The following is a 20644-nucleotide window of genomic DNA, read 5'->3' as shown; positions in this document are numbered from 1 at the left end:
CTGTCGCGGAAAAACTTTAGCCACCTATGTGCACCCCGGAACCTGGAAATTTTTACCTATTCGCGATCCTGAATATCTCGGTACATGGGTGCGAGCTTCGCTAGCAACTTGTTTTGCGAGTGGAACGGGACGCCGTTCTTGTCCATTGCCTTCTGCAGGTCCTCGACCAGCGCATCGAATGCCGCGCGGTCGATGTTCTGGCCTTCGTGAGCGCGTTTCATCGTGCGGCCGGTATATTGGCAGGGGCCATCCAGCAGCACGCAGAATTGCTCGACAAGCTTCTCCTTGATCCGCCGGATCGGTGCATTCTCGAAATACGGTGCCGTGCGCGGATCGGCAAGCAGGTTCGCGTACAGGTCGTCGGTGATCTTTACGAGGCCCGGCTTCTCGCCGAACGTGCGATAGAGTGAATCGTCCGCATGCGCGCCTGCACTCATCAGTACTGGCAGCACGAGAGCTGCAACCCGGGCGACCCGAAGCAGTGTTTTTTTTGACGTCGTGCCCATCAGAACCCCACTTGCAATGAAATGTAGGCGCCGCGCTGATTCTTGAAGGTCGCGATATCACCCAACGCGACGTAAGCAGCCGTCAACGAGACGTGTTTGGTTGGCGCCCAGGCAACGAAGGCGTCGTAGGCGTTCTGTTCGCGCGCGAAGCTGAGATTATCGGGTTTGGTACGGTATTCGCCGCCAATGGCCAGGGACTTCGACAGCATGTAAGCCGCCGACGCTTCGAATTCTGCATGGTATGCATTCGATTTGTCGCCGCCGAATCCGAGCAAGCCGAATTGATTGGCCTTGGTGAATCGCAGGGTTCCGTTGAGCAGCACGCTTTGCGCGAGCAGCAGTTTCGTGGCCGACAAATAGAAATCAGTACCGGAATTGCTGGCAGCGCCCACCGCGCTGACGATGTCGCCCTGCTCGTTATGCTTGAACTGAATCCCGGCGGCGACTTGGGGCAGCCACGTGTCTTGATCGAGCACCGCGTCGCCTAAGAGTCGAACCTTCATGCCGATGATGTCCTGATTGAATGTGAAGTTCGAGCCGAGGCCGAGCTTCGCGCCGGCATCACGCGTGTCGAACGTCTGGCGTGCGAGTGAAAATTCGACGCGGTTCGCGACACCCACGGCCACCCCGTACGTCGACAGCGCGAAATCCTGCGTCCTGACATAGGTGCCGTGGGCGTTGCCCCCGAGTTGGGAGGCGGTTCCATAGCCACCGATCACGGCCCATGGAGTGAGGCCACCGCCTGCGGCACCTTCGATCTCAGACACGCCACCTGTCAGCAGGAGTTTGCCACCGGTAGACGGTTCGTCCGCGACTGCTGGGCAGGAAATTAACGCGGACGCCGCCAAGGCTAGGCAGGATGTTCTTTTTCTACATTGCATGGGTTATCGAGCCTGTTACAGACACAAAGTGAGTTGGTTTGTATGCTCCTGTTTTAAGACCCCGCTGATTTGCCTTTTCTGCCGTCAAGCCTGTGGCGACGTGACCATCGGAGAACTCAGGTACTTGTTCAGTGTTGCCTTAATATCGATATATCGGCGATCGAGATCGCAACTTTAGAAGAGCGTGCGAGTGGCCGGGAAATTCGCTAAATGAAACGGCTCCGCGACAGCGGTTTTTTGGGGCGGCCGACCGTTTTACAATTCATCCAAGCGTCATTGTCCGAAGCTGATACACGGATACGGTAATAAGACGGCCCGCTCTCCTGGCGGTGACAAAACCCTTAATCGAGTCGCTTCAACTGACCGTCATCGGCGTACCAGTCGACCGCGATGCCGCTGGTATTGACAGTCACCGCGCGCAGCTCGCTGAAATGATCGAACGATTCGATCCCAGTTTCCCGTCCCACGCCGCTGTTCTTGAAGCCGCCCCACGGCGAAGCCGGATCAAGCTGATGGTGATCGTTGATCCCGCGCGCCCCGGCGCCGACGTTCGTTACGCGTTGTCGCACCGGGTGAGCTTTGCCCATCCGGTCGCCGATCTGGTCACGGCAGAAGCCGCGGAACAGGCCGGTTTCGCTGAGGGACGATTGATCATCAATGGCACACATCGTGACGGACCCAACACGGAAGGACTGTAATTGGGCAGAAGTGGACATTGCCGAGCTCTGCCAGTTCGAGCGACCAACTGGAGAGCTGGCCGGAAGATGTGGGGCAATCGCTGGCTGATGGCAAAGAGCTGTCGCATCAATTACAGCAAGTCGTGATCGGAGCGCGATCTGAGCAGATCTCTGCCTTCCGGCACTTTTGTAGGCTCTGGTGCAAATAGCAGAGCTTGTCGAGGAAGTTGGTTTTCGTAGGATGCCTTATTGAGCTGAGAGGACCAAATTCCAAACCGCAGGCTAAGCTTGTAGCGCAGGTACCAGCGAACACACAGAAGGATGATCTCGCGATCGAAGTGTCGCCCATCGAACAGCCTGTCCAGGCTCTTCAGCTTACTCACTATCGGTCATCAATTCGTGCAGTCCGACAACTCTAACTCACTCATCCTCTCCATTTGCACCAGAGCCTGCGCAGGTCCAGCACCCGATGCTGAGACTTCCATCGCCCGGTTTGTGTGTCAACGGACCTCCATTGAGCAATACCCGCACTTGAAGCCAGTTCGAGGCTGCAATCAAACCCGGGATACCATGCTCTTCGTCTGGCGTATCGAGCAGTCCGGCCACCAAGGTACGCGATGCGCCAACCCATCTCCCCTCCCGATGTATCGCTGGTGCTCCGCGTACGCCGAGGAGGCCGTTACTAATTGCGAAGCGTGACCCGCGGCTGCCTTCCCGCAGCGGATCGTATCCAGCTTCTTCTATGATCCAGTCGCGCTCGCCCGTTGAGGTTAACGCGCCCGCCAGGGTTGCAGTGGCGGTCATGCTGCGCGTCGGCAAAGCCGCCCTTTCGAAAGTTCATCGATGGAAACTTCGTCGAGACTGGTCACGACGAGGCTTGCCCCCGCAGCCCGGAGCGAGGCTGCATCATGAAGCCGGGCAACACCGAGCCCAGTCATTCCGCCAGCACAAGCGGCTTCGATACCGGCTGGCGCATCCTCCACCACGAAGCAGTTTGCCGGCGCGGCCGGCAAATCCGCAGCGGCCAGGAGGAAGATTTCCGGGTTTGGCTTGCCTCGCTTTAAATCCCGGCCACAGACATTCGAACCAAAGACATCAAGGAGGCTATAGTCCGCGTCCAGTTGAACGAGCTTCATCATTTCGTTAGCGTTCTTCGACGACGACGCAACGGCCATGGGCCACCCTAACGCCATCAAGGCCCGAACGAAGCGCAGTGCGTCGGGAAATGCGCTCACCGCCCCCGCACGAATCAGCTCCTCCAGCCGCCTTTGCTTGCGCTGCGCGTAGTCTGCGGCCTGCCGATCAGCGTGGGGCCGGCCCAGCGCCTTTAAGGCCGCTAGAGCACCGTCGAGGCGAGGTTTGCCAGCGACCTGGGACTGGTACATTGCCGTAGTGAAGCGAGCTTCATCGGCCGGGTCTTCCAGCGCTTCACGCCACGCGCGCTCATGAGGCGAGGCAAGCAGGATGCCGTCCACGTCAAAGATTCCCGCCGATAAGGTCTGGCTCCCTTGTGATGCAGGAATAGGTGCTGTGCCATGGGTCATGCTCGAGGCACGCCGAAAACGCAAGTGCCAGAATCCGGGGTGTTTTCAGCGCCAGAGGGACCGTGACTGCCACAGCGAGTTGAACACATATCGAAGCTCCGTAGAAATCAGACTGCGTCCGGCAAAGTGGAGTTGATCATGGTTGAGCCCGAGCACCTGCACACATTCATATCGACGCAAAAAATCATAGTATCGGGCGTAAAAGCCAACGAAGGCAGGTTCGGAAAATACTCAGAGTGAATCAATCGCCTTCAGAAAAATAGTGATGAAAAGAATCAGGACAGCCGGCAATTGACGCCGTCGGCAGGCACGCATCGCGCGCATCAAGGTGAGTAGTTTCCGAGTCTATCGGACCCGCTTTCAACCTCCTATCATCGGAAGCATCAATATCAAAGCCTCTATCGTTGCGGAAGGGACTGCCCGGAAGAGTGTGTCCGTCGGCCGGACGCGCCTGGCGCGTGCGGTTTCTCCCTCCGCGCAAATTACTTATGCTCACCCCGGAGACATCATGGGAGTCATTTATAACGACCGCGAATTGCAACAGGCCGTTCTTTCCGAGCTTGCCTGGGAGCCCAGCGTGATTGCTGCGCACATCGGTGTGACGGCGATTGCGGGCATCGTGACGTTATCGGGGCACGTCGAAACATTCGCGGAAAAACATGCGGCCGAGGCCGCTGCCCTGCGTGTCAAGGGAGTCGAGGCGGTCGCGGACAATATCGAAGTCCGGCTTGCCTTCGATGCAAAGCGCAGCGACGACGACATAGCAGCGGCAATCGTGAATCGGCTTGCGTGGGACGTCTCGGTACCGCGAGACACGGTCGGGGTCAAAGTAGACGACGGCTGGATAACGCTTAGCGGGAAAGTGGACTGGCACTTCCAGAGAGAAGCTGCCGTTCAGGACGTTCGACGACTGCTCGGCGTAACCGGCGTGACGAACCAGATTACGCTGAGGGCCGCCATTAATGTCGTACAGGTGCGCGGCGACCTCATGCATGCGCTGGATCGCTCGTGGTCTGACGCCCGCAACATTACGGTAACGGCAAATGGAGGGACAGTGACGTTGACCGGGACCGTCCGCACGCCGCATGACCGGGATCTGGCAGTCGCAATCGCCTGGTCTGCTCCTGGCGCGTCCGCCGTAGAGAACGACCTGACCATCTCACTGTGACAAAACCGCTAGATGGATGTGAACGGGGAATATTGCAGACAAATATATCGTATTCCTCACTGTATTGAAATTTATTGCGGATATTTTCTCTCCGGGATCAGGAGCCGATCATGCCTTCCGTCCAACTCAAACCCGCCACACATCCCGCAACGTCTGGTCAGCGGTCGAGCGTCCTGTCGCCCACGTTTTCGCATTACCTGCCGGGCTGCATCGAGCACTCGCCTCCTGTCGTTCCTGTAGCGAAAGCCGTTGCCCTGCTGGACCTCGGTCATTTGCAATCGATTATATGCACGACGCGCAAAGTCAAACGCGGGAATGCGCTGTACCGTACGCATGACCCATTCGATAGTATCTATACGGTGCGCGCCGGTTGCTTCAAGACTGTCATCACTCACCGGGACGGCAAAGTGCAGGTGACCGGCTTTCAGTTCATGGGCGAGACGCTTGGCCTTGACGGCCTCTGCACCGAGCGACACAACTGCGACGCAATTGCGCTCGAAGACAGTGAAGTATCTGTCATGCGCTTTACGGTTCTCGCTTCGCTGTGTCAGCAGGTCAGTTCAATCCAGCACCACTTCTACCGTGTACTGAGTGGTGAAATCGTGCGAGAGTCCGGTCACATGATGATGCTTGGAACGATGTCTGCGGAACAGCGCTTGGCCACGTTTCTTCTAGACCTGTCGGACCGGATGAAAGCGCGCGGATACTCGGCGGTCGACTTTAACCTCCGCATGACGCGGGAAGAAATGGGCAATTACTTGGGAATCAAACTGGAAACGGTAAGCCGAATGTTCTCGAAGTTGCATAAGCAAGGACTTGTTGATGCCCACGGCAAGCAAATTCGAATTATCAACCGTCCCGGTCTGTTACGCCTGTAGGACTAGCGAGAAGGTTCGGGACAGCAGCCTCTCGCGCGGACTTCATTCAGCAAGCCGGAAGTAGCCGCTGTGGAGCACGACAGGCATCGCACCGAGCTCGGTCAGGATCCGCCTGGTCGCCACGTGGATAGTATGGTTATGCGCGTCGAATGCATGTTGAAGATCCTCTTCACTAATCGACGCAGCACCGAAATGATCTTCGAGAGCTTCAGCCGTGATCGAACATTCTAGGCGCGTACCGTTTACCACGGCGGGAAACGCCAGGGCCGGGTCAACCTCGATGTACGCGGGCGTTTCAAGCGGAAAAGTGATTTTCATGGTGGTTCACCGATCGATTTATCTGCATTTTTTGAGGCGAGTTTGCGAAGTCGTGAGCCGGACTGGCGACCTTGACGGACTTCGCCAAACCTTCGTCTCAACGAGGCATAGTCCAGCATAACCACGACATAATCCGCTCCACTGACATTTGTCAACTGAATAGGAAGTGGATTAGCGGTTGATGAAAAACGCTGGGCGTACGCGCGAACGGACACAATTTAGTCGGCCGAGTTTCCGTGGGCAGGAAACTGCGAGCGGGCCTTTCCGTCCGGAAGCGGTGACCATGCGGGACGCGCTTTCTGCGCGGAGTCAATGACCACGAGATAGTGTCCCGCCCATGGTGTCGGGTCACGTCTGGGCTTCAGGATCCATAGAGATTCACCCGCAGCCACACGGGCTTCGTAGTCTGCGTCGAGGATGCCGTGGTGATCAAAAAATACGTTGAGCGCCGCCGGGATGCGAACGCAACCCTTTGAATGGCGAACGCCGAGGACGGGCTCCAGTTTGTCCGGGTCGGTCGCATGCATCTGGAAGTGCATCTGGGACATCCCTCCCTTACCCCAGCCACGTTCCCCCTGAGCCCAGCCGAAGTCATAGATACGCATATCGCGGGCACCGTAGCCGCGGATCTTGAATTCGTTCAGTGTTCCTTCCGAGCGGAAGTCCATATTGTTCGGCGTATGTTCGAAAATACCGATTGGCGTGGTGAAATGATCGTAGGTTCCTGGAAGCCCGGTCGACACAGGGGTCGCTCCGATCATATGCCAAATGCTGTCTACCTTTGCCCGGAAGTAAATGAACAAGACCTGCACATTTTGGTTGCGATCGACCAGCACGACATACTCGTTCGCGATTGCGCCAAGGGACTTTTCCTGCAACGCCTGTTGCAGCTTTGAGCCATACAACAATTGAGCGGCCGTTGGCACGTTCAATCGTCTCTGTACTTCGTTCGCGAAAGTCTTATCCATGTCAAGGGCGCCTGCCGGGTCAAGCGCTTCCGACTGCGCGACGTTGGGCGCGGCAGAGTCCGCTTCCTCCGCGCCGGAGGCTTCGACGGCCAAACTGCTCCCGGCGACGATCGTTCCATGCATTGAGGTACGGTGTACGGACGGATCAGCGGACCGATCAGGTACCGCTCGCCCCGACGCCAGATCGCTCTCCGATGAATAGAGATCATCAGCCGCAAGAGAGAGACGCGAATCCTGCAAAACCCAGCGTGTTCGCATCGCTCCAGCGCTGGATATCTGGTCGGATTTGTGCAGCGCGTGCGGGTCTGGTGTTACTGCAGTTTGATTCGTTCCCAGCGCTGTCGCATGACGCGCGTCGAGCGGGGCATCCCCGATACTTGTTTGCCACGCGTTGCTTTCGCTGTTGATTTTCTCGGTAACCGTGAAAACAGCGATTGCCGCCAGGACAACTGCGCCGATCCGAGTCCAGACAATGACATGTTTCACTGGGCTGCCTCGTCCGTTGTACAGTCCGTTGCCGCTGCGGTCAGTGGAAACTCCCGCGTTGTGCCGCTTTGCAATTCATACTTTTCTTCGCCCACAAGCAGAGCGATGGGCGCTGTAGTCCCCGTATGGGCATGCAGCGTCAATGTGTCGTGATCGAGCCTTAGATCGATCGAGTGCCCTCGGTAGCGAATGCGCAACTCGAGGTGCTCAATATCAACCGGCAATTGAGGGTTGAACCGCAAGAGGTCATCCTTGATTTCGATACCGGTCCAGACACGCTGCACGATATCGACCGTTCCGGCCATTGCCCCGAGATGGACGCCCTCAGCCGTCGTGCCATCCTGAATGTCAACCACGTCGCTTTGCAGCGCCTGCGCGAAGAACCGCATGGACCGTGGCCGGTCCGATCGCGCGAGTACCCAGGCATTGACGACCCGGCTCAACGTGGAACCATCCGATGACCGGTCCGTATAGTAGTCAACGTTCCGTGGAATAGTGGTCTTCGGAAACGGGTAGCCGAGGTGGAGGAATAGTTCAGTGAGCTCTTCGGCGGAAAACAAATAGAACAACATCAGCGTATCAGGCTGTTTCGAAAGTTTGTAGCCATTCGCGCTGTCGCCCTCGCCTTCAAGGATCAGGTCGAGCCGCTGAATATTTGAGTAGCGAACGCGGTAGGCATCCCAGTCAAGTTCGCGTAATTTTTCATAGCCCTCGAACTGGCTGATGATCCCTTCATCATGAAACGGAATGACCATTTTCCGGCTGATCTCGTCCCAGCGGTCTATCTCGCTCGCCGTCAAGTCAAGGTCGATCATGAGCTCGGCGCGCCGTATCTCGGGCAAAAGATCGAGCACGTCCCGGGCTCGGCGCAGCACCCAGACCGCCATGACGTTCGTGTAAGCATTGTTATTGACGCCGGGCGTTGTGGACCCGGGGTAACCGTCGTGGAACTCGTCTGGTCCAAGAACGCCGTGGATCTCGAAGCGCCCACGCGCAGGGTTGAACATCGCAATGCTCGACCAGAATTTAGCAATATCGAGGATCAGTTCCGCGCCGTAGGCGTACAGGAATTCGACGTCGTGCGTTACCTGAAAGTATTGCCAGACGTTATACGCGATAGCGCTGCCTACGTGACGCTGCAAGTAAGAGTTGTCGGGCACCCAATGTTGCGAGCGCGGGTTGAGATTGAACGCCTGGGTTTCTTCGCTGCCATCGCTTCCGCTCTGCCACGGGAACATCGCCCCCGCGTAGCCCGCCGCGGCAGCAGCCGCACGAGCCTCCCCAAGGCGCCGGTAGCGGTACATCAGCAGCGACCGCGTGATTTCCGGCAAGCGATAGTTGAAGAACGGAAAGATGAATAACTCGTCCCAAAAGATATGCCCTTGGTACCCTTCTCCGGTCCAACCCCGTGCCGGTACACCAATGTCAAGGCCGATGGAATTGGGCGATACCGCCTGCAGCAGGTGAAACATGTTCAAGCGTAATAACATGGACACGTTCAACTTAAAGCTTGGGTCCGCGGGTTCAATGCGCACGTCGAAACGCCGCCACAGGTGCTTCCATGTCAACGCGTGAGCCGCTGCGAGTTCATCGAAAGGCCCTGCCCGCGAGATAGCCTTGCGCGCTTCAAATCCGCACTCGGAAATAGCCGGGTCGCGCGACGAATAGAGCGCGGCAATTTTGCTCACGACAAGCGACTCGCCCGGAGCCAGATCCATGCAAAATTCCTGGCCGATATACCCCGGCTCTTCGATCACTCGCCGTGGCAGGTCCAGCAACTTGCCGTGCTGCTTTGCCTGGGTACGCGAGGCTTGCGTCATAGTCACATGCGACTGACTCGTGCGTACGGTCATCGCGACACCATCCTTCACGACGACCTCCGCCGCCAGCGATTCAATGTGCTTGTTGCTGAATTTGCGGTATAGCTTGGCGCCGCTGTTGACAATACGCGCGTCGATGGCCGAGCGCACGGTGACCGGCGCCGACCAATCGTGCGCGGTCAGCGTAAGCTCCAGCGCGCCGAGATGCATATCTCTCATCGAGATGAAGCGGCGTTCGCCAAGCGTGCTTTTGCGCCCGTTGGCGTCCTCAAACGATATCGATCTCAGGAGCAAACCGCGACGAAGATCAAGCTCCTGGCGATAAGACGAGAGTGTCACGGCCCGTATGTCGAACCAGTCCTCTGTGCCAATGCGAAATTTGAGTTCGAGCCAGTTGGGAAAATTAACGAGGTCTTCGTTTTCAACTACTCTTCCGGCAATGTCGGTGTGCAACCGGTTATACCCGCACGCGAGGTACGTCCCGGGATAATGCACGTCGTCGGCAATGCTCCATGGCGCGGCCGCACGCGTCGCGAAGTAGCCGTTGCCCAGGGTACACAAGGTCTCCCTGACGCCTTCATGCGCGGGCTCGAAACCCGTGAATACCAGTGACCATTCGGGAGGAGGCTCCGCCGTCGCCTGCACCTGGGACGAGTCGGTGACAACGACGTCAGCGCCAGCATCGCGCAGTTCCTGCGTGCGCCCACCTCGATCAACGCCGATGACACACCCGAACCGGGCTGCACGATTAGCGTCTATTCCTGCGATCCACTGGCTGACAACTGCCACTCTTGAAATATCTGCGCCGAGGTTCTGCACTGCATCTCGCCAGGCATCTGATTCTGGCGTTGAGTTCGGGCCACCGTTATCAGATTCCAGACAGTCCAGTCGCACGTCGAACAACTGAGCAATACCTGCTGCTTCGAGCACTACCCCGCAGTTGCCGGTAAAGGATATAGCAACTGTCCTGATGCCCAGCGCGCGTAGTTTGCGCACCAACTCGATAGTGGCTTCGTAGACCTCGACGCCGTCTGCTTTCAAATTCTGAAGGAAGTAACGGCTTTCGAGCGGACCCAATGAGCGTTGGCTTTTCACCTCGGCCCCGTCACCCGATGCGCCGATCGGCAACTGGATCTCGTGCGCCGCAAGGAACGCTGCAACGCCGTCGCGTTGAGACTTGCCGTCCACATAGCGCGCGTAGTCGGCATTGATGTCAAACGGAATGGATGGCGCACCTGCACAGACTTCCCGCGCGCCAAGCAAATCTCCCAACACTTGTTTCCAGGCACAAGCGTGCAAGCTTGCTGTCTTTGCCAGTACTCCATCCAGATCGAACAGGACGGCGTCGTAATCGCGCGGCGATAGCGTGACGACCGGGTAGGAAATCATGCGGATCCGATTACGCAAACTGCGAACGGTCCCGGCGACTTCACCGAGCCACCAGCCCTCTGCCGGACCGTACCCATACCCCGAAACGAACGACCACGCAAAATTTTCAAGAGTTTCAGTCTCGTTCGCCGGCCGTAGGGAGTCGCGTCAAGCGTCTTCTCACCGCGAAGCACGGTTGCCTTTCGTCCAGTACCCGTCTTTGCTATGAAACGTGTGCAGCGCCGTTTCATAGGTACGGCTCAGCGGCACCAGATCGTCGTAGTCCGGGCACTTCTTGATTGCCTCACGCGTGAGGTCGGTGACAATGCTGGACCCGAACCAATCGACAGTGTCCACCCATTCGGTCGCCAAGAGCACAGTCTTCCCTCCAGGCCACCAGTTTCGGGTGTCGACTGTCAGGTAACGAATGATCCACGATTCATCGTCGAAGATGAAGCCCGACACGTGGCCTATGCTTCCGTCACGCGCCTCGATGTGATAACCCGTTACAGCCTCGGAACTTCGCAGATGTACATCCTGCGATAGCGCGTCGGCCTCCAGTTCATCCGGTTCGAGTGATTCTGGCTCGATACCCGGACCGATCTGCATTGGACCGAGCATAGGGAAGCCGCCCATTCCCCACGAGTCGCGCCCGCCCCAGTACTCTGGATAACCGTAGTAGCGGAGATAGTCCTGTTCATGCTGACGAGACACGGGTTGTTGCGTGTTTATACCGGGGCTGTTCTTCACCTGTTCGCGCGTCAGATCCACAGACACCGTGCTCGCGCCTGGATCCGTATGTTTGACGGAATAGGGTGAAATCAATACGCGATGACCATTGAGCCAGTTTCCCGTGTCAACGACGAGATAACGGACACCCCATGCCTCGTCATCAAAATAGACTTCATCGACGCTACCCAGTACTCCATCGCGTGCAGCAACCGCGCTACCCTTAAGACTCTCTATGCTTCTCAACATGTTCGATACTCCCTCATAGTTAGAGCTTGCAATACCTCGGTCCCAGGTTGCGAAAACGGCCAGAATAAGCTTCGCGCGTCGCTGACACTGTCGTCGATCGTCACCATCGAGACGCGATGATCTTCAGGCAACAGTGCTCTTCCAGGCCAACACGACACTTTTTCTACGTTGTCTTCTGGAGATGCGGTTGCAGCCAAAGATCGAGCTGCCCCGCGGTCATCGCGCCGCAGTGGCGTTCTATTTCCTGTCCACTTTTGAAAACAACAAGCGTGGGGACGCATTCAATTCCGTAGCGCCGGGCGAGCGACGCCTCCTTGCCCGTTTCCACTTTTGCGAACAATGCGCGCCCGGCGAGCTTACGAGCTCCAACGGAAAAATGGGGCAACATCGTCTTCGACACATTGCACCATCGGGCCCAGAAATGAATGACGATCGGCAGGCCGGACGCACCGACATACTGATCAAACGTGGCCTCGGTTAGTGAAACCGGACCACCGCCTGAGGATCGTTTATGGGCCGCGATGCGCGCAGGGGTACCCACGATCGATTCGGGTGAAAACCCTTTCGGAACGGGGTCATTTCCATAGAGCCTGTTCATATTCCACTCCGCAGTTCATCCTTACAGTGGCCCGTCCGTGGTTGCTTGCATTTGGGCAGTGTTTTCAGTTTCTGGTCACGGGTTTGTGTAAGTTCGTGATAACAACAATATCCCCAACACGCGTGTTTGGCTTGCGCCAGATCAAGATCAGATGCCGTTAATCTATTCGACCAATGAGTTCGCGCAGGGTCAAATTGACCGGCGTAGCTTCCGAGTGTTTCGCGCTATTGGTTCGACAGATATTCCTTTGAAATTCGACGACTTCGAGTTGTGCGCGGGGTCGTCTTTTTCGACTGGATCCCAACCGGCCACTGGGTAGCAGCGTCCACCGAAACGCCCGGCTCGCCAGCTTTGTCACTCAGGGGACGAGAACCGCGGCACCTTCAAAGCGGCCAGCGCGTAGGTCGGCCAATGCCTGGTTAGCCTCTTGCAAGTGATATCGAGTGGTTTTGGTGACAATGCCGATCTGCGGCGCCAGACGCAGGAAATCGACCCCGTCCTGCCGCGTCAGGTTGGCAACCGACAGCAACTGCCGCTCTTCCCATAGCAACCTATAGGGGAACCCAGGAATGTCGCTCATATGGATGCCCGCGCATACCACGCGTCCGCCTTTGCGGACGGCCTTCAGGGCGCTCGGTACCAGGTTGCCTATGGGTGCAAAGATGATGGCTGCGTCGAGCTCTTGTGGCGGCGTTTCGTCCGAGCCGCCCGCCCAGGTTGCGCCAAGGCTACGGGCGAAGGCTTGCGTCGCCAGGTCTCCAGGACGGGTAAAAGCAAAGACCGACCGGCCCTGCCATTTAGCGACCTGGGCGAGAATGTGTGCAGCCGCCCCAAAGCCGTAAAGCCCCAAGTGCTTGCCGTCGCCCGCAATGGTCAATGAGCGCCAGCCGATGAGTCCCGCACAGAGAAAGGGAGCGAGCGACTCGTCGGTGTCGGACTCGCCTAGCGGAAATGCAAAGCGTGCGTCTGCAATCGTTGCGGTGGCGAAACCGCCGTCGCGTGTGTACCCGGTGAATAGCGGCTGATCGCACAGGTTCTCGCGATGCGCGGCGCAGAACGGGCAGACGCCACAGGTGTGACCCAGCCACGCAATACCGACCCGCTCACCCAACTGCAGGCCTTCGACATCCGCCCCAAGCGCATCGATGCGCCCAACAATCTCGTGGCCAGGAATGATGGGCACCTGCGGGTGCGCCAGTTCACCGTCGACAACATGAAGGTCCGTGCGGCAAACACCGCACGCGCCCACCTTCACGCGAATCTGGTTCGGGCCAGGTTCCCGGTCGGCGAGCTCGGTCCATTCAAGCGCACCGCCGACCTTGTTGAGCACCATTGCATGCATCGATCTCTCCTTTGCACGACCTCGAGCGCAGCGTGGACCCCTTCCCTGTTTGACGGCTATTCAAAGCCTGAGCTTCGCCATGCGCAGCACTCAGTGACTATTAAACTCTAGCACCACGCGCGAAGGAACGTCGCCATGGGCCAGCCGATGGAACACGTCGTTGATCGCCGATAGCGGCTGCAACTCGATATCCGCCTTCACCTTGCCGTCGGCGGCAAAGGCGAGTGCTTCGGCCATGTCGCGGCGAGTGCCGACGAACGAGCCCTTGATCGTGATGCAGTTGGCTACCACGTCGAACAACGGGGTCGGGAATTCGCCCGGCGGCAAGCCCACCAAAACACAGGTTCCGTGCTTGCGGGTCATGCCTACACCCTGTTTGAACGCTCCCAGCGATGGTGCGGTAATCAACACACCATGAGCGCCACCACCGGTGGCCTTCTTGACGGCGGCGATCGGATCTTCGTCCCGAGCATTGACCATCACGTCCGCGCCCAGACGTTTGGCGTGGGCGAGCTTGCCGTCGTCGATGTCGACCGCGCACACGTGCAGACCCATGGCCTTGGCGTACTGGATACCTAAATGTCCCAGGCCTCCGACGCCTGAAATGACGACCCATTCGCCCGGACGGGCCTGCGTTTCCTTGATGCCCTTGTAAGACGTGATGCCGGCGCAAATAAGCGGGGCCGCGTCCCGGGCGGCGAGATGCGCCGGTATGCGCGCTACGTAGTTGGGGTCCGCGAGGATGTATTCGGCGAAGCCACCGTTTTTAGTGTAGCCGCCGAACTGCGCTTCCGCACAAACGGGTTCGCGTGCCGCGAGGCAATATTCGCAATGTCCACAAGCGGAATAGAGCCAGGGCACGCCAACGCGGTCCCCTTCATTCACGGCCGTGACACCCGCGCCGATGGCGGTGACTATGCCGATACCCTCGTGACCCGGGATGAAAGGCAACGTCGGCTTCAAAGGCCAGTCCCCGTTTGCCGCATGCAAATCGGTATGACAAACGCCGCAGGCCTCGGTCCTGACCAGCACCTGTCCCGTCCCGGGCGTTGGGATGTCGACTTCCTTCAGCACCAGTGGCTTGCCGAACGCTTCGACAACAGCGGCCTGCATTTTGCTTTTCATGATCTTCCCTCGGTTAAATGTATATGGCGTTTTACGCGACCGCAGGCAAATTCAGGCCGCTGACCGCCTCGATCATCCGATAAGCACCGTCTGCGCATCACCGCACGTCATGTGAATATTTTATTATTATCATCGTTATCCTAATGATTAAATATGGACATGCTGCCATTCTGGCGGAGGTCAGCCCCACCGCGCATTCTGAGCAGGCGAGCCCGTCGCGCCGGGCGACCGCAATGAAAAAGCACGGATAGAGCGGAAACGCAAAGCTTTTAAGCCGACACGTCCCTTCGACCTTCTCGATGCGACCCTAAGGCCCCGGCTTCAACTATGAGCAAAGGAGTCTCCCAGTATCTCGTCGCGTTCGGCGGAATCCGATAACAAAAAGTCTCGTCGTGCCTCATTAATTACCCGACGAACGTAGTCGTTGTGCTGGGCGTGATCTTCGTGCTTCATATCCCAGTTCCGCTCCTCGGCATCGGGCGAATGGCCTATCGGCAACGGGACGGACATCTCCGAATGCTCTCCGGGCACGGGAGCTCCTTGAATCAAGCGCCTAAGCACTTCCTGACGAATTTGTTCCGCGGTAAAAGATCGCTTTTCCATGACAGTCTCGCTAGATCACACGCTGCGTGATGGTTTGTCTCGTTGCGTCTCAGTTGTGTCGTCTCAGCTGCTCGGCGTAAATCTGAATACGGGTGTCGACGCGCTCCTGCGTTTCGACGCGCTCCTGCGACATGCTCTCTCTGCGGGTTTCGGATCTTTGTCCCGATCCAACCGTGGTGGAAATTTCGATCCCGCGAACGTCTCCGGCTCATGGTCACAATAGCGCGGAGCGCAAGGCAAAGGCAGACTCGGAAACTACTCAGGCAGATATCGTCGTCGCTCGTGCACGAACGATTTTCGAGCGCGGATCTGATTGCCGAATATCTTTTGAGTTGGTGGCTGAAACGACTATCCTCGCCTGCCAGGGTAGATGGTTTCCACAAGATCTGGTCTTGGCTAACTGAGTAGTTTCCGATCCTGCCAAAGCATTGTTTTGCGGAGTACATTGAAAAGAGCCGATCATCACGGATCGATTTTGACCCTTTGACCCTTTCGTCGACGGACGTGCGGCTTAGTAGGGCGCGAATTAGCGTGCGAACGCGTCACCCTAAAGTCATAACACTGGGAGTATTGCCATGGCACTACCAATCTGGAGCGTTTTGGGTGGCATGACAGCGCTATTTTTTGCAGCACTTTTTTTGCGTGGGCAGAAAATGCTGGAACCTCGGAGAGTAGTGCTTAAGCGCAATGGCACGAAATGAGACTCGCGGGTGGGTTATCGCTCGCGCGAGCGGGCCCATCTACCCAGTGCAAGGCGGTTCATCTACCCCATTGGTCTGCGCCAGTTGCGCTGCAAGCGCGAGCCGAGTCAGAGCCGGCAGAGACCTTGAGCCGGTTTTTTTCATGATCAACGCCCGATGATTCTCGACCGTACGCTGACTAATACCAAGGTCCGCGGCAATAATTTTACTAGGGCATCCCGCAAGCACTAGATCCATTATCTGGTGTTGTCTTGGTGTCAGGCCGGAGATGTGATTCGCCGCAGCCTCACGCCATGCATACAGTTTTTGTGAATTTACCAACTGTTCAAACGCACGTCCCACGCTTTCGAGCAACTCGGCTGTGCCTATCGGCTTTTCGATGAAATCTGAAGCACCTTCCTTCATCGCCTGTACCGCCACGCTGACGTCACTATTCCCCGTGATCATGATCGCAGGCAAGCGGTCACCCCTGCCATGCAGTAGCTTAAGCAGATCGACTCCTTTCATACCCGGCAGATAGGCATCGACCAGAAGACATGCCTCTCTTCCCGGTTTGTAAGCTTCCAGAAAAGCCTCACAGGAGTCGTAGTCCTCAACAGCGCGTCCGTCGTCCTCAAGGGTTTGCCGAATTTCCGCCCGGACAAACTGGTCGTCATCGACTAAGTATACGACGGACGACGTCGATCCCGCCGGCCTCGCAGAAGGCGCTGAAGCCGGCTGTGCGATTGAATCGCGGGAAGCATCCATGAGACCTTCGATCGCCTTGATGAGATCACCTACTTTCACCGGTTTGTTAAGGTGAAGGCATTTCCCCTGGGCAATGTCGCGCAGTGTCTCCAGCGATATGTCACCCGTCAAGATGATCGCCGGGATCTCCCGTTGGGCGATTTTGCGAACGCCGGCGACAACCTGAAGCCCATTCATGCCGCCGGGCAGGTTGTAGTCCGCCAGGATGAGGTCGGGTTGCATGGTGTGCTGTAGCACGAGTTCCAACCCCTCTACACCGTCCGATGCCGTCCCTGCGTCATAACCCTGCGCCTTGAGTATCGATCCAATCAAGTCTCGCACCTCAGGGTCGTCCTCGATAACGAGGATTGAGCCGTTGTGTGCGTTCGCCTCGGGTATTGAAACTTCGCCAATACACGCATCATCGCCCTTCGTCGGTGCACTCGTTTCGACCGGTGCAAGCGCGACTTCGATCGAGAAAACGGAGCCCTTGCCAGGCTGGGAACGCACGGTTATCCGATCGCCCAGGAGATCGGCCAGGCGATTTGCTATCGACAGACCAAGACCCAATCCCCGGCTGCGTTCACGCGCCGCGTTGTCCAACTGGTGGTACTCGTCGAATATTGCTTTTAGCTCATCGTTCGGAATGCCAATACCTGTGTCCCAGATTTCGATGCGCAGTCTATCGCCCTTGCGGCGGCAACCCAACAACACGCGCCCTCGCTTCGTGTACTTGAAGGCGTTGGACAGCAGGTTACGAATCACCTGCATCAGCAAATGCGGATCGCTTTTAATCAAGAGACTACAGGGGGCAACACGGAAGGTGAGGTTCGACGGAAGCGTACGATCGCTGAACTCATCTTTCATCTGATCGAGAAGCTCGCCAATCGGAAAACTGACGAGCTCCGCGTGAACGGTTCCGGCTTCGATCTGGTTGATGTCCAGCAACGCGTTCAACATGCCGGACATTGAACTCAGGATATGCTCGAGACGCTCGACCATCTTCTTGGCGACGTCGCCCTCCACTGCGTTCGCCAGGGAACCTTGCAGCAGCACAAGCGCTTGCAGCGGCTGGCGCAGGTCGTGACTCGCCGCAGCCAGGAATCGCGACTTCGCATTATTGGCCTGATCCGCAAGCCGTTTGGCTTCCCTCAACGAGTTCTTTACCAGCTTGCGCTCGGTGATGTCCGTAAACGTTATGACAACGCCCTCCACCCGGTTGTCCTCCGTTCGGTACGGCAAGATCCGACGGATAAACCATATACCGGTTTGAGCCTGTATCTCACGCTCCGACACCACGGACGTCGCCAGCACGGTTCGCGTGTCAGCAATAAGATCGTCATCTGCGGCCAACGAACTAAGATCTCGCAATGGCCGGCCTATGTCGCCCGGGAGGACGTTGAACAGCGATCTTGTCGCAGGGGTGAAAAATCGGATATTGAGCTGCATATCCAGGAAGAGCGTAGCTACCTCAGTGCTATACAAGACGTTCTGAAGATCGTTAGACGTCGTGCGCTGCCGTTCCAGGGTCTCTTGCAGCTGGCTGTTGAGGGCAGTCAGCTCCTCGTTCAACGCCTGCAATTCCTCTTTTGATGTCAGCAGCTCCTCGTTGGTCGATTGGTATTCCTCGTTAACCGACAACGCCTCCTCGTTGACCACCTTGTGGTCCTCGCTGATTATCTCGAGGCTTCGGATTGCACTCGCGAGCTCCGCTTTCGTCGCCTCGAGCTCACTCTCAAGTTCTGCAACCCGAGGCACGTCCTCCGGCGTGATGGTGATGGTCGTCCTGATCTGACGATCGTGATGCGGGTCATCGACAAAGGACACCAGGAACATCTCCTCGCCATCGTTCGAGACAGGCTGAACATCCAGCTTGAAACTCACCACGTTACCGTTTTGCACCGTCGTGCCCCCCACCACCACGACACGCGCATTTCCCTGCCTCGCACGCTGAAGGGCGAGCCTGAGCCTGCTGCGCACATCCTGCGAGGCCATTGCCAGGATGTCCTGAGTGGGAGGGCCTGACGCGACATGCAGATACCGGTCGGTGGGTCCGACGGAATAAATGCACTCATGATTGCGGCTGATCAGGACGGTGGCCGGCGCATGCGACTGTATGACCAGCCGCCGGCATAGCTCCGCCATGACGGACTGGCGAGAGATGGCGTGTCCCTGCTCTTGCCGGGAGGCGATGCGGACCGCGTTGGTCGAGTTCATCGAAAAGCCGACGTTGTGCGACCTGCCATGACCCGTATGCCGGTAAATACGCTCTGACTTTGAAAGTATCTCGAAACGGCCGTCAGGTTTTCCGACAGTCTCTGCACTACCGAGCAGAAGAATGCCGCCGTCGCGCAATGCGAAGTGGAAAAGGGACACGACCTTTGTCTGGGCTTCAGGATTCAGGTAAATAAGCAGGTTGCGGCACGAGACCATGTCAAGCCGGGAAAATGGCGGGTCCACGAGCACATCATGGGCAGTGAACACCACCATCGACCGGAGATCGGGTAATACCCTATAGTTGCTCCCTTCCCTGATGAAGTAATTGGCCAGACGAACTGGTGAGACATCGGCCTCAATGGTCTCCGGATACAGACCTTCGCGAGCCTTGGAAAGCGCATCCGGATCGGCATCCGAAGCAAAGACCTGCAGCTTGATGCCGCGTCTCGAGGCTGCGATCTCCTCGAGAAAAAGCATGGCAAGCGAATAGGTTTCCTCTCCCGTGCTGCACCCCGCGATCCAGATGCGGATATCCTGACCCGGCGCATGAAGGCGAACAAGCTCGGGCACAACGGTTTTCGACAGTAATTCAAAAACCTTTGGATCGCGAAAAAATTGCGTGACGTTGATCAGAATGTCTTTGGCGAGAAGTTCCAGTTCGACAGGGTCGTTAACAAGAACCTCAATGTAGCTCGCCATGTTGCGCGTCTCGACTGCGGCCATCGCGCGGCGGCGCTCGATTCGACGCTCCAGCGTGCCGCGCTTGTAGAGTGTGAAATCGTGGTCAGTTCTGGTGCGTAACAGCTCAATGATCGGAGCCAGCCACGCCGGCCCGGCGCCCTGGCCTGACTCCTCGCCAGCCAGATCCCGGCTTGGCATTCGCCGCCGGTACTCCATCAGCGCTTCCGGGATTTTTGCTAACGGCAGCACCCGGTCCACCGCGCCGGTGGCAATCGCGCTCAGCGGCATTCCATCGGATGCTGCTTCGTGCGGATCCTGGGCGATGATCATTCCGCCTTGCTCCTTGATCGCCTTCAAACCGAGACTGCCATCCGCACCGGTTCCGGACAGGACAACGCACGCTGCCTGTGGGCCGTACTCTTTCGCGAGTGAATGCAGCAGGAAGTCAAAGGGCAGCCGTGCACCATGACGCGCTTGTGGAATGGAACTGCGCAACACTCCGTCGGCCACGGATAAATAGGTACCCGGGGCAATAATGTAAAGGTGCTCCGGCTCAATCAACATACCGTCTGCCGCTTGCAGGACAGTCATCCGTGTATGACTGGCGAGCAAACTCACCAACATGCTCTCGTGAGCCGGATCGAGGTGCTGGACGAAGATCCATGCTGCGGCCGTTGTCGGTGGCAACGCTTCGACAAGCTTGCGGCACGCGTCGAGCCCGCCCGCCGATGCGCCGACTCCGACGACAAAAAGCTCGTCACTCGGAGAAGGGAGACCAACGTCTGAAAGTGGCTTGCGCTTCGACCTGGGTCGAGAAAGGCTAGCCTGACGGACGATACTTGCAGGCATTTTGTGCATCCGGAGAGAATTGCTTCGAAGCGGCCAGCGCTCCTCGAGTCTTCCTGGCTTACAAATGCAAGCCGGTCAGCGAGCGTAATTGGTGGATCCCGTGGTAGATCAAAAGCATTCGACGATCATCCGGATCACCCCGGCAGTACGCCGTAGCGGGTTCGCTTGTAAGCAACGGATAATTAAAGCGGTTAATAAATTCTTTGGTGT

Annotated in this window: 16 protein-coding genes and 1 pseudogene; 2 read left to right on the top strand and 15 right to left on the bottom strand. The window is 57.5% G+C overall.

From position 1 onward, the window contains the following. Positions 1-56: 56 nt before the first annotated feature. The 6 genes and pseudogenes from SBC1_RS37930 to SBC1_RS37905 all read right to left on the bottom strand — a co-directional run bounded on the left by SBC1_RS37930 (position 57) and on the right by SBC1_RS37905 (position 3608). On the bottom strand, positions 57-506 hold the full coding sequence (locus tag SBC1_RS37930; RefSeq protein ID WP_165107151.1) for a group 1 truncated hemoglobin: 450 nt from the start codon (positions 504-506) through the stop codon (positions 57-59). After that, entirely contained in the window at positions 506-1387 is an 882-nt protein-coding gene (locus SBC1_RS37925; protein ID WP_165107149.1) for a DUF3034 family protein, read from the bottom strand. The genes SBC1_RS37930 and SBC1_RS37925 overlap by 1 nt, the downstream gene beginning before the upstream one ends. Positions 1388-1728: 341 nt before the next feature. Beyond that, positions 1729-2103, bottom strand: coding sequence for an aldehyde dehydrogenase family protein (locus SBC1_RS40350; protein WP_241202519.1), 375 nt, complete (start codon positions 2101-2103; stop codon positions 1729-1731). A 236-nt stretch (positions 2104-2339) separates the two neighbouring features. Then, positions 2340-2438 (bottom strand): annotated as a pseudogene (locus tag SBC1_RS37915) (IS6 family transposase); the annotation flags it as partial. 46 nt (positions 2439-2484) lie between these two features. Next, on the bottom strand, positions 2485-2868 hold the full coding sequence (locus SBC1_RS37910; RefSeq protein ID WP_165107147.1) for a hypothetical protein: 384 nt from the start codon (positions 2866-2868) through the stop codon (positions 2485-2487). Continuing rightward, positions 2865-3608 (bottom strand): HAD family phosphatase, encoded by a 744-nt coding sequence (locus tag SBC1_RS37905; protein WP_165107145.1) that lies wholly within the window; start codon positions 3606-3608, stop codon positions 2865-2867. The genes SBC1_RS37910 and SBC1_RS37905 overlap by 4 nt, the downstream gene beginning before the upstream one ends. 508 nt (positions 3609-4116) lie before the next feature. Here SBC1_RS37905 and SBC1_RS37900 point away from each other — a divergent pair. Further along, the gene (locus tag SBC1_RS37900; protein WP_370469752.1) at positions 4117-4776 is read left to right on the top strand and encodes a BON domain-containing protein; all 660 of its coding nucleotides are present in this window, start codon (positions 4117-4119) and stop codon (positions 4774-4776) included. A 110-nt stretch (positions 4777-4886) separates the two neighbouring features. Then, positions 4887-5654 carry a Crp/Fnr family transcriptional regulator gene (locus SBC1_RS37895; protein WP_165107144.1) on the top strand — a complete coding sequence of 256 codons (768 nt, stop codon included), beginning with the start codon at positions 4887-4889 and terminating at the stop codon, positions 5652-5654. Between the two features lie 42 nt (positions 5655-5696). Here the strand turns inward: SBC1_RS37895 and SBC1_RS37890 are convergent, their stop codons facing one another. The 9 genes from SBC1_RS37890 to SBC1_RS37850 form a co-directional block, all read right to left on the bottom strand. Continuing rightward, entirely contained in the window at positions 5697-5972 is a 276-nt protein-coding gene (locus SBC1_RS37890; RefSeq protein ID WP_165989220.1) for a DUF1488 domain-containing protein, read from the bottom strand. A 218-nt stretch (positions 5973-6190) separates the two neighbouring features. Then, the gene (locus SBC1_RS37885) at positions 6191-7426 is read right to left on the bottom strand and encodes a L,D-transpeptidase (protein ID WP_165107142.1); all 1236 of its coding nucleotides are present in this window, start codon (positions 7424-7426) and stop codon (positions 6191-6193) included. Next, complete coding sequence (locus SBC1_RS37880; protein WP_165107141.1) at positions 7423-10635, bottom strand: HAD family hydrolase; 3213 nt, start codon at positions 10633-10635, stop codon at positions 7423-7425. Before SBC1_RS37880 ends, SBC1_RS37885 begins: the two co-directional genes overlap by 4 nt. Positions 10636-10794: 159 nt before the next feature. Then, positions 10795-11592 (bottom strand): PRC-barrel domain-containing protein, encoded by a 798-nt coding sequence (locus SBC1_RS37875; protein ID WP_165107140.1) that lies wholly within the window; start codon positions 11590-11592, stop codon positions 10795-10797. Between the two features lie 163 nt (positions 11593-11755). Beyond that, on the bottom strand, positions 11756-12190 hold the full coding sequence (locus SBC1_RS37870; RefSeq protein ID WP_165107139.1) for a co-chaperone YbbN: 435 nt from the start codon (positions 12188-12190) through the stop codon (positions 11756-11758). A 358-nt stretch (positions 12191-12548) separates the two neighbouring features. Next, the gene (locus SBC1_RS37865; RefSeq protein WP_165107137.1) at positions 12549-13532 is read right to left on the bottom strand and encodes a zinc-dependent alcohol dehydrogenase family protein; all 984 of its coding nucleotides are present in this window, start codon (positions 13530-13532) and stop codon (positions 12549-12551) included. Between the two features lie 90 nt (positions 13533-13622). Further along, positions 13623-14657 carry a zinc-dependent alcohol dehydrogenase gene (locus tag SBC1_RS37860; RefSeq protein ID WP_165107135.1) on the bottom strand — a complete coding sequence of 345 codons (1035 nt, stop codon included), beginning with the start codon at positions 14655-14657 and terminating at the stop codon, positions 13623-13625. 321 nt (positions 14658-14978) lie between these two features. Next, positions 14979-15260, bottom strand: coding sequence for a hypothetical protein (locus SBC1_RS37855; protein ID WP_165107132.1), 282 nt, complete (start codon positions 15258-15260; stop codon positions 14979-14981). Positions 15261-16000: 740 nt separating this feature from the next. After that, positions 16001-20434 (bottom strand): chemotaxis protein CheB, encoded by a 4434-nt coding sequence (locus SBC1_RS37850; protein WP_165989218.1) that lies wholly within the window; start codon positions 20432-20434, stop codon positions 16001-16003. Positions 20435-20644: the final 210 nt, after the last annotated feature.

Origin of the sequence: Caballeronia sp. SBC1 (genome assembly GCF_011493005.1) — a bacterium.
GTDB lineage: Bacteria > Pseudomonadota > Gammaproteobacteria > Burkholderiales > Burkholderiaceae > Caballeronia.
Note: the sequence above shows the minus strand (reverse complement) of the source record. Positions and strands in the feature narration are given on the sequence as shown.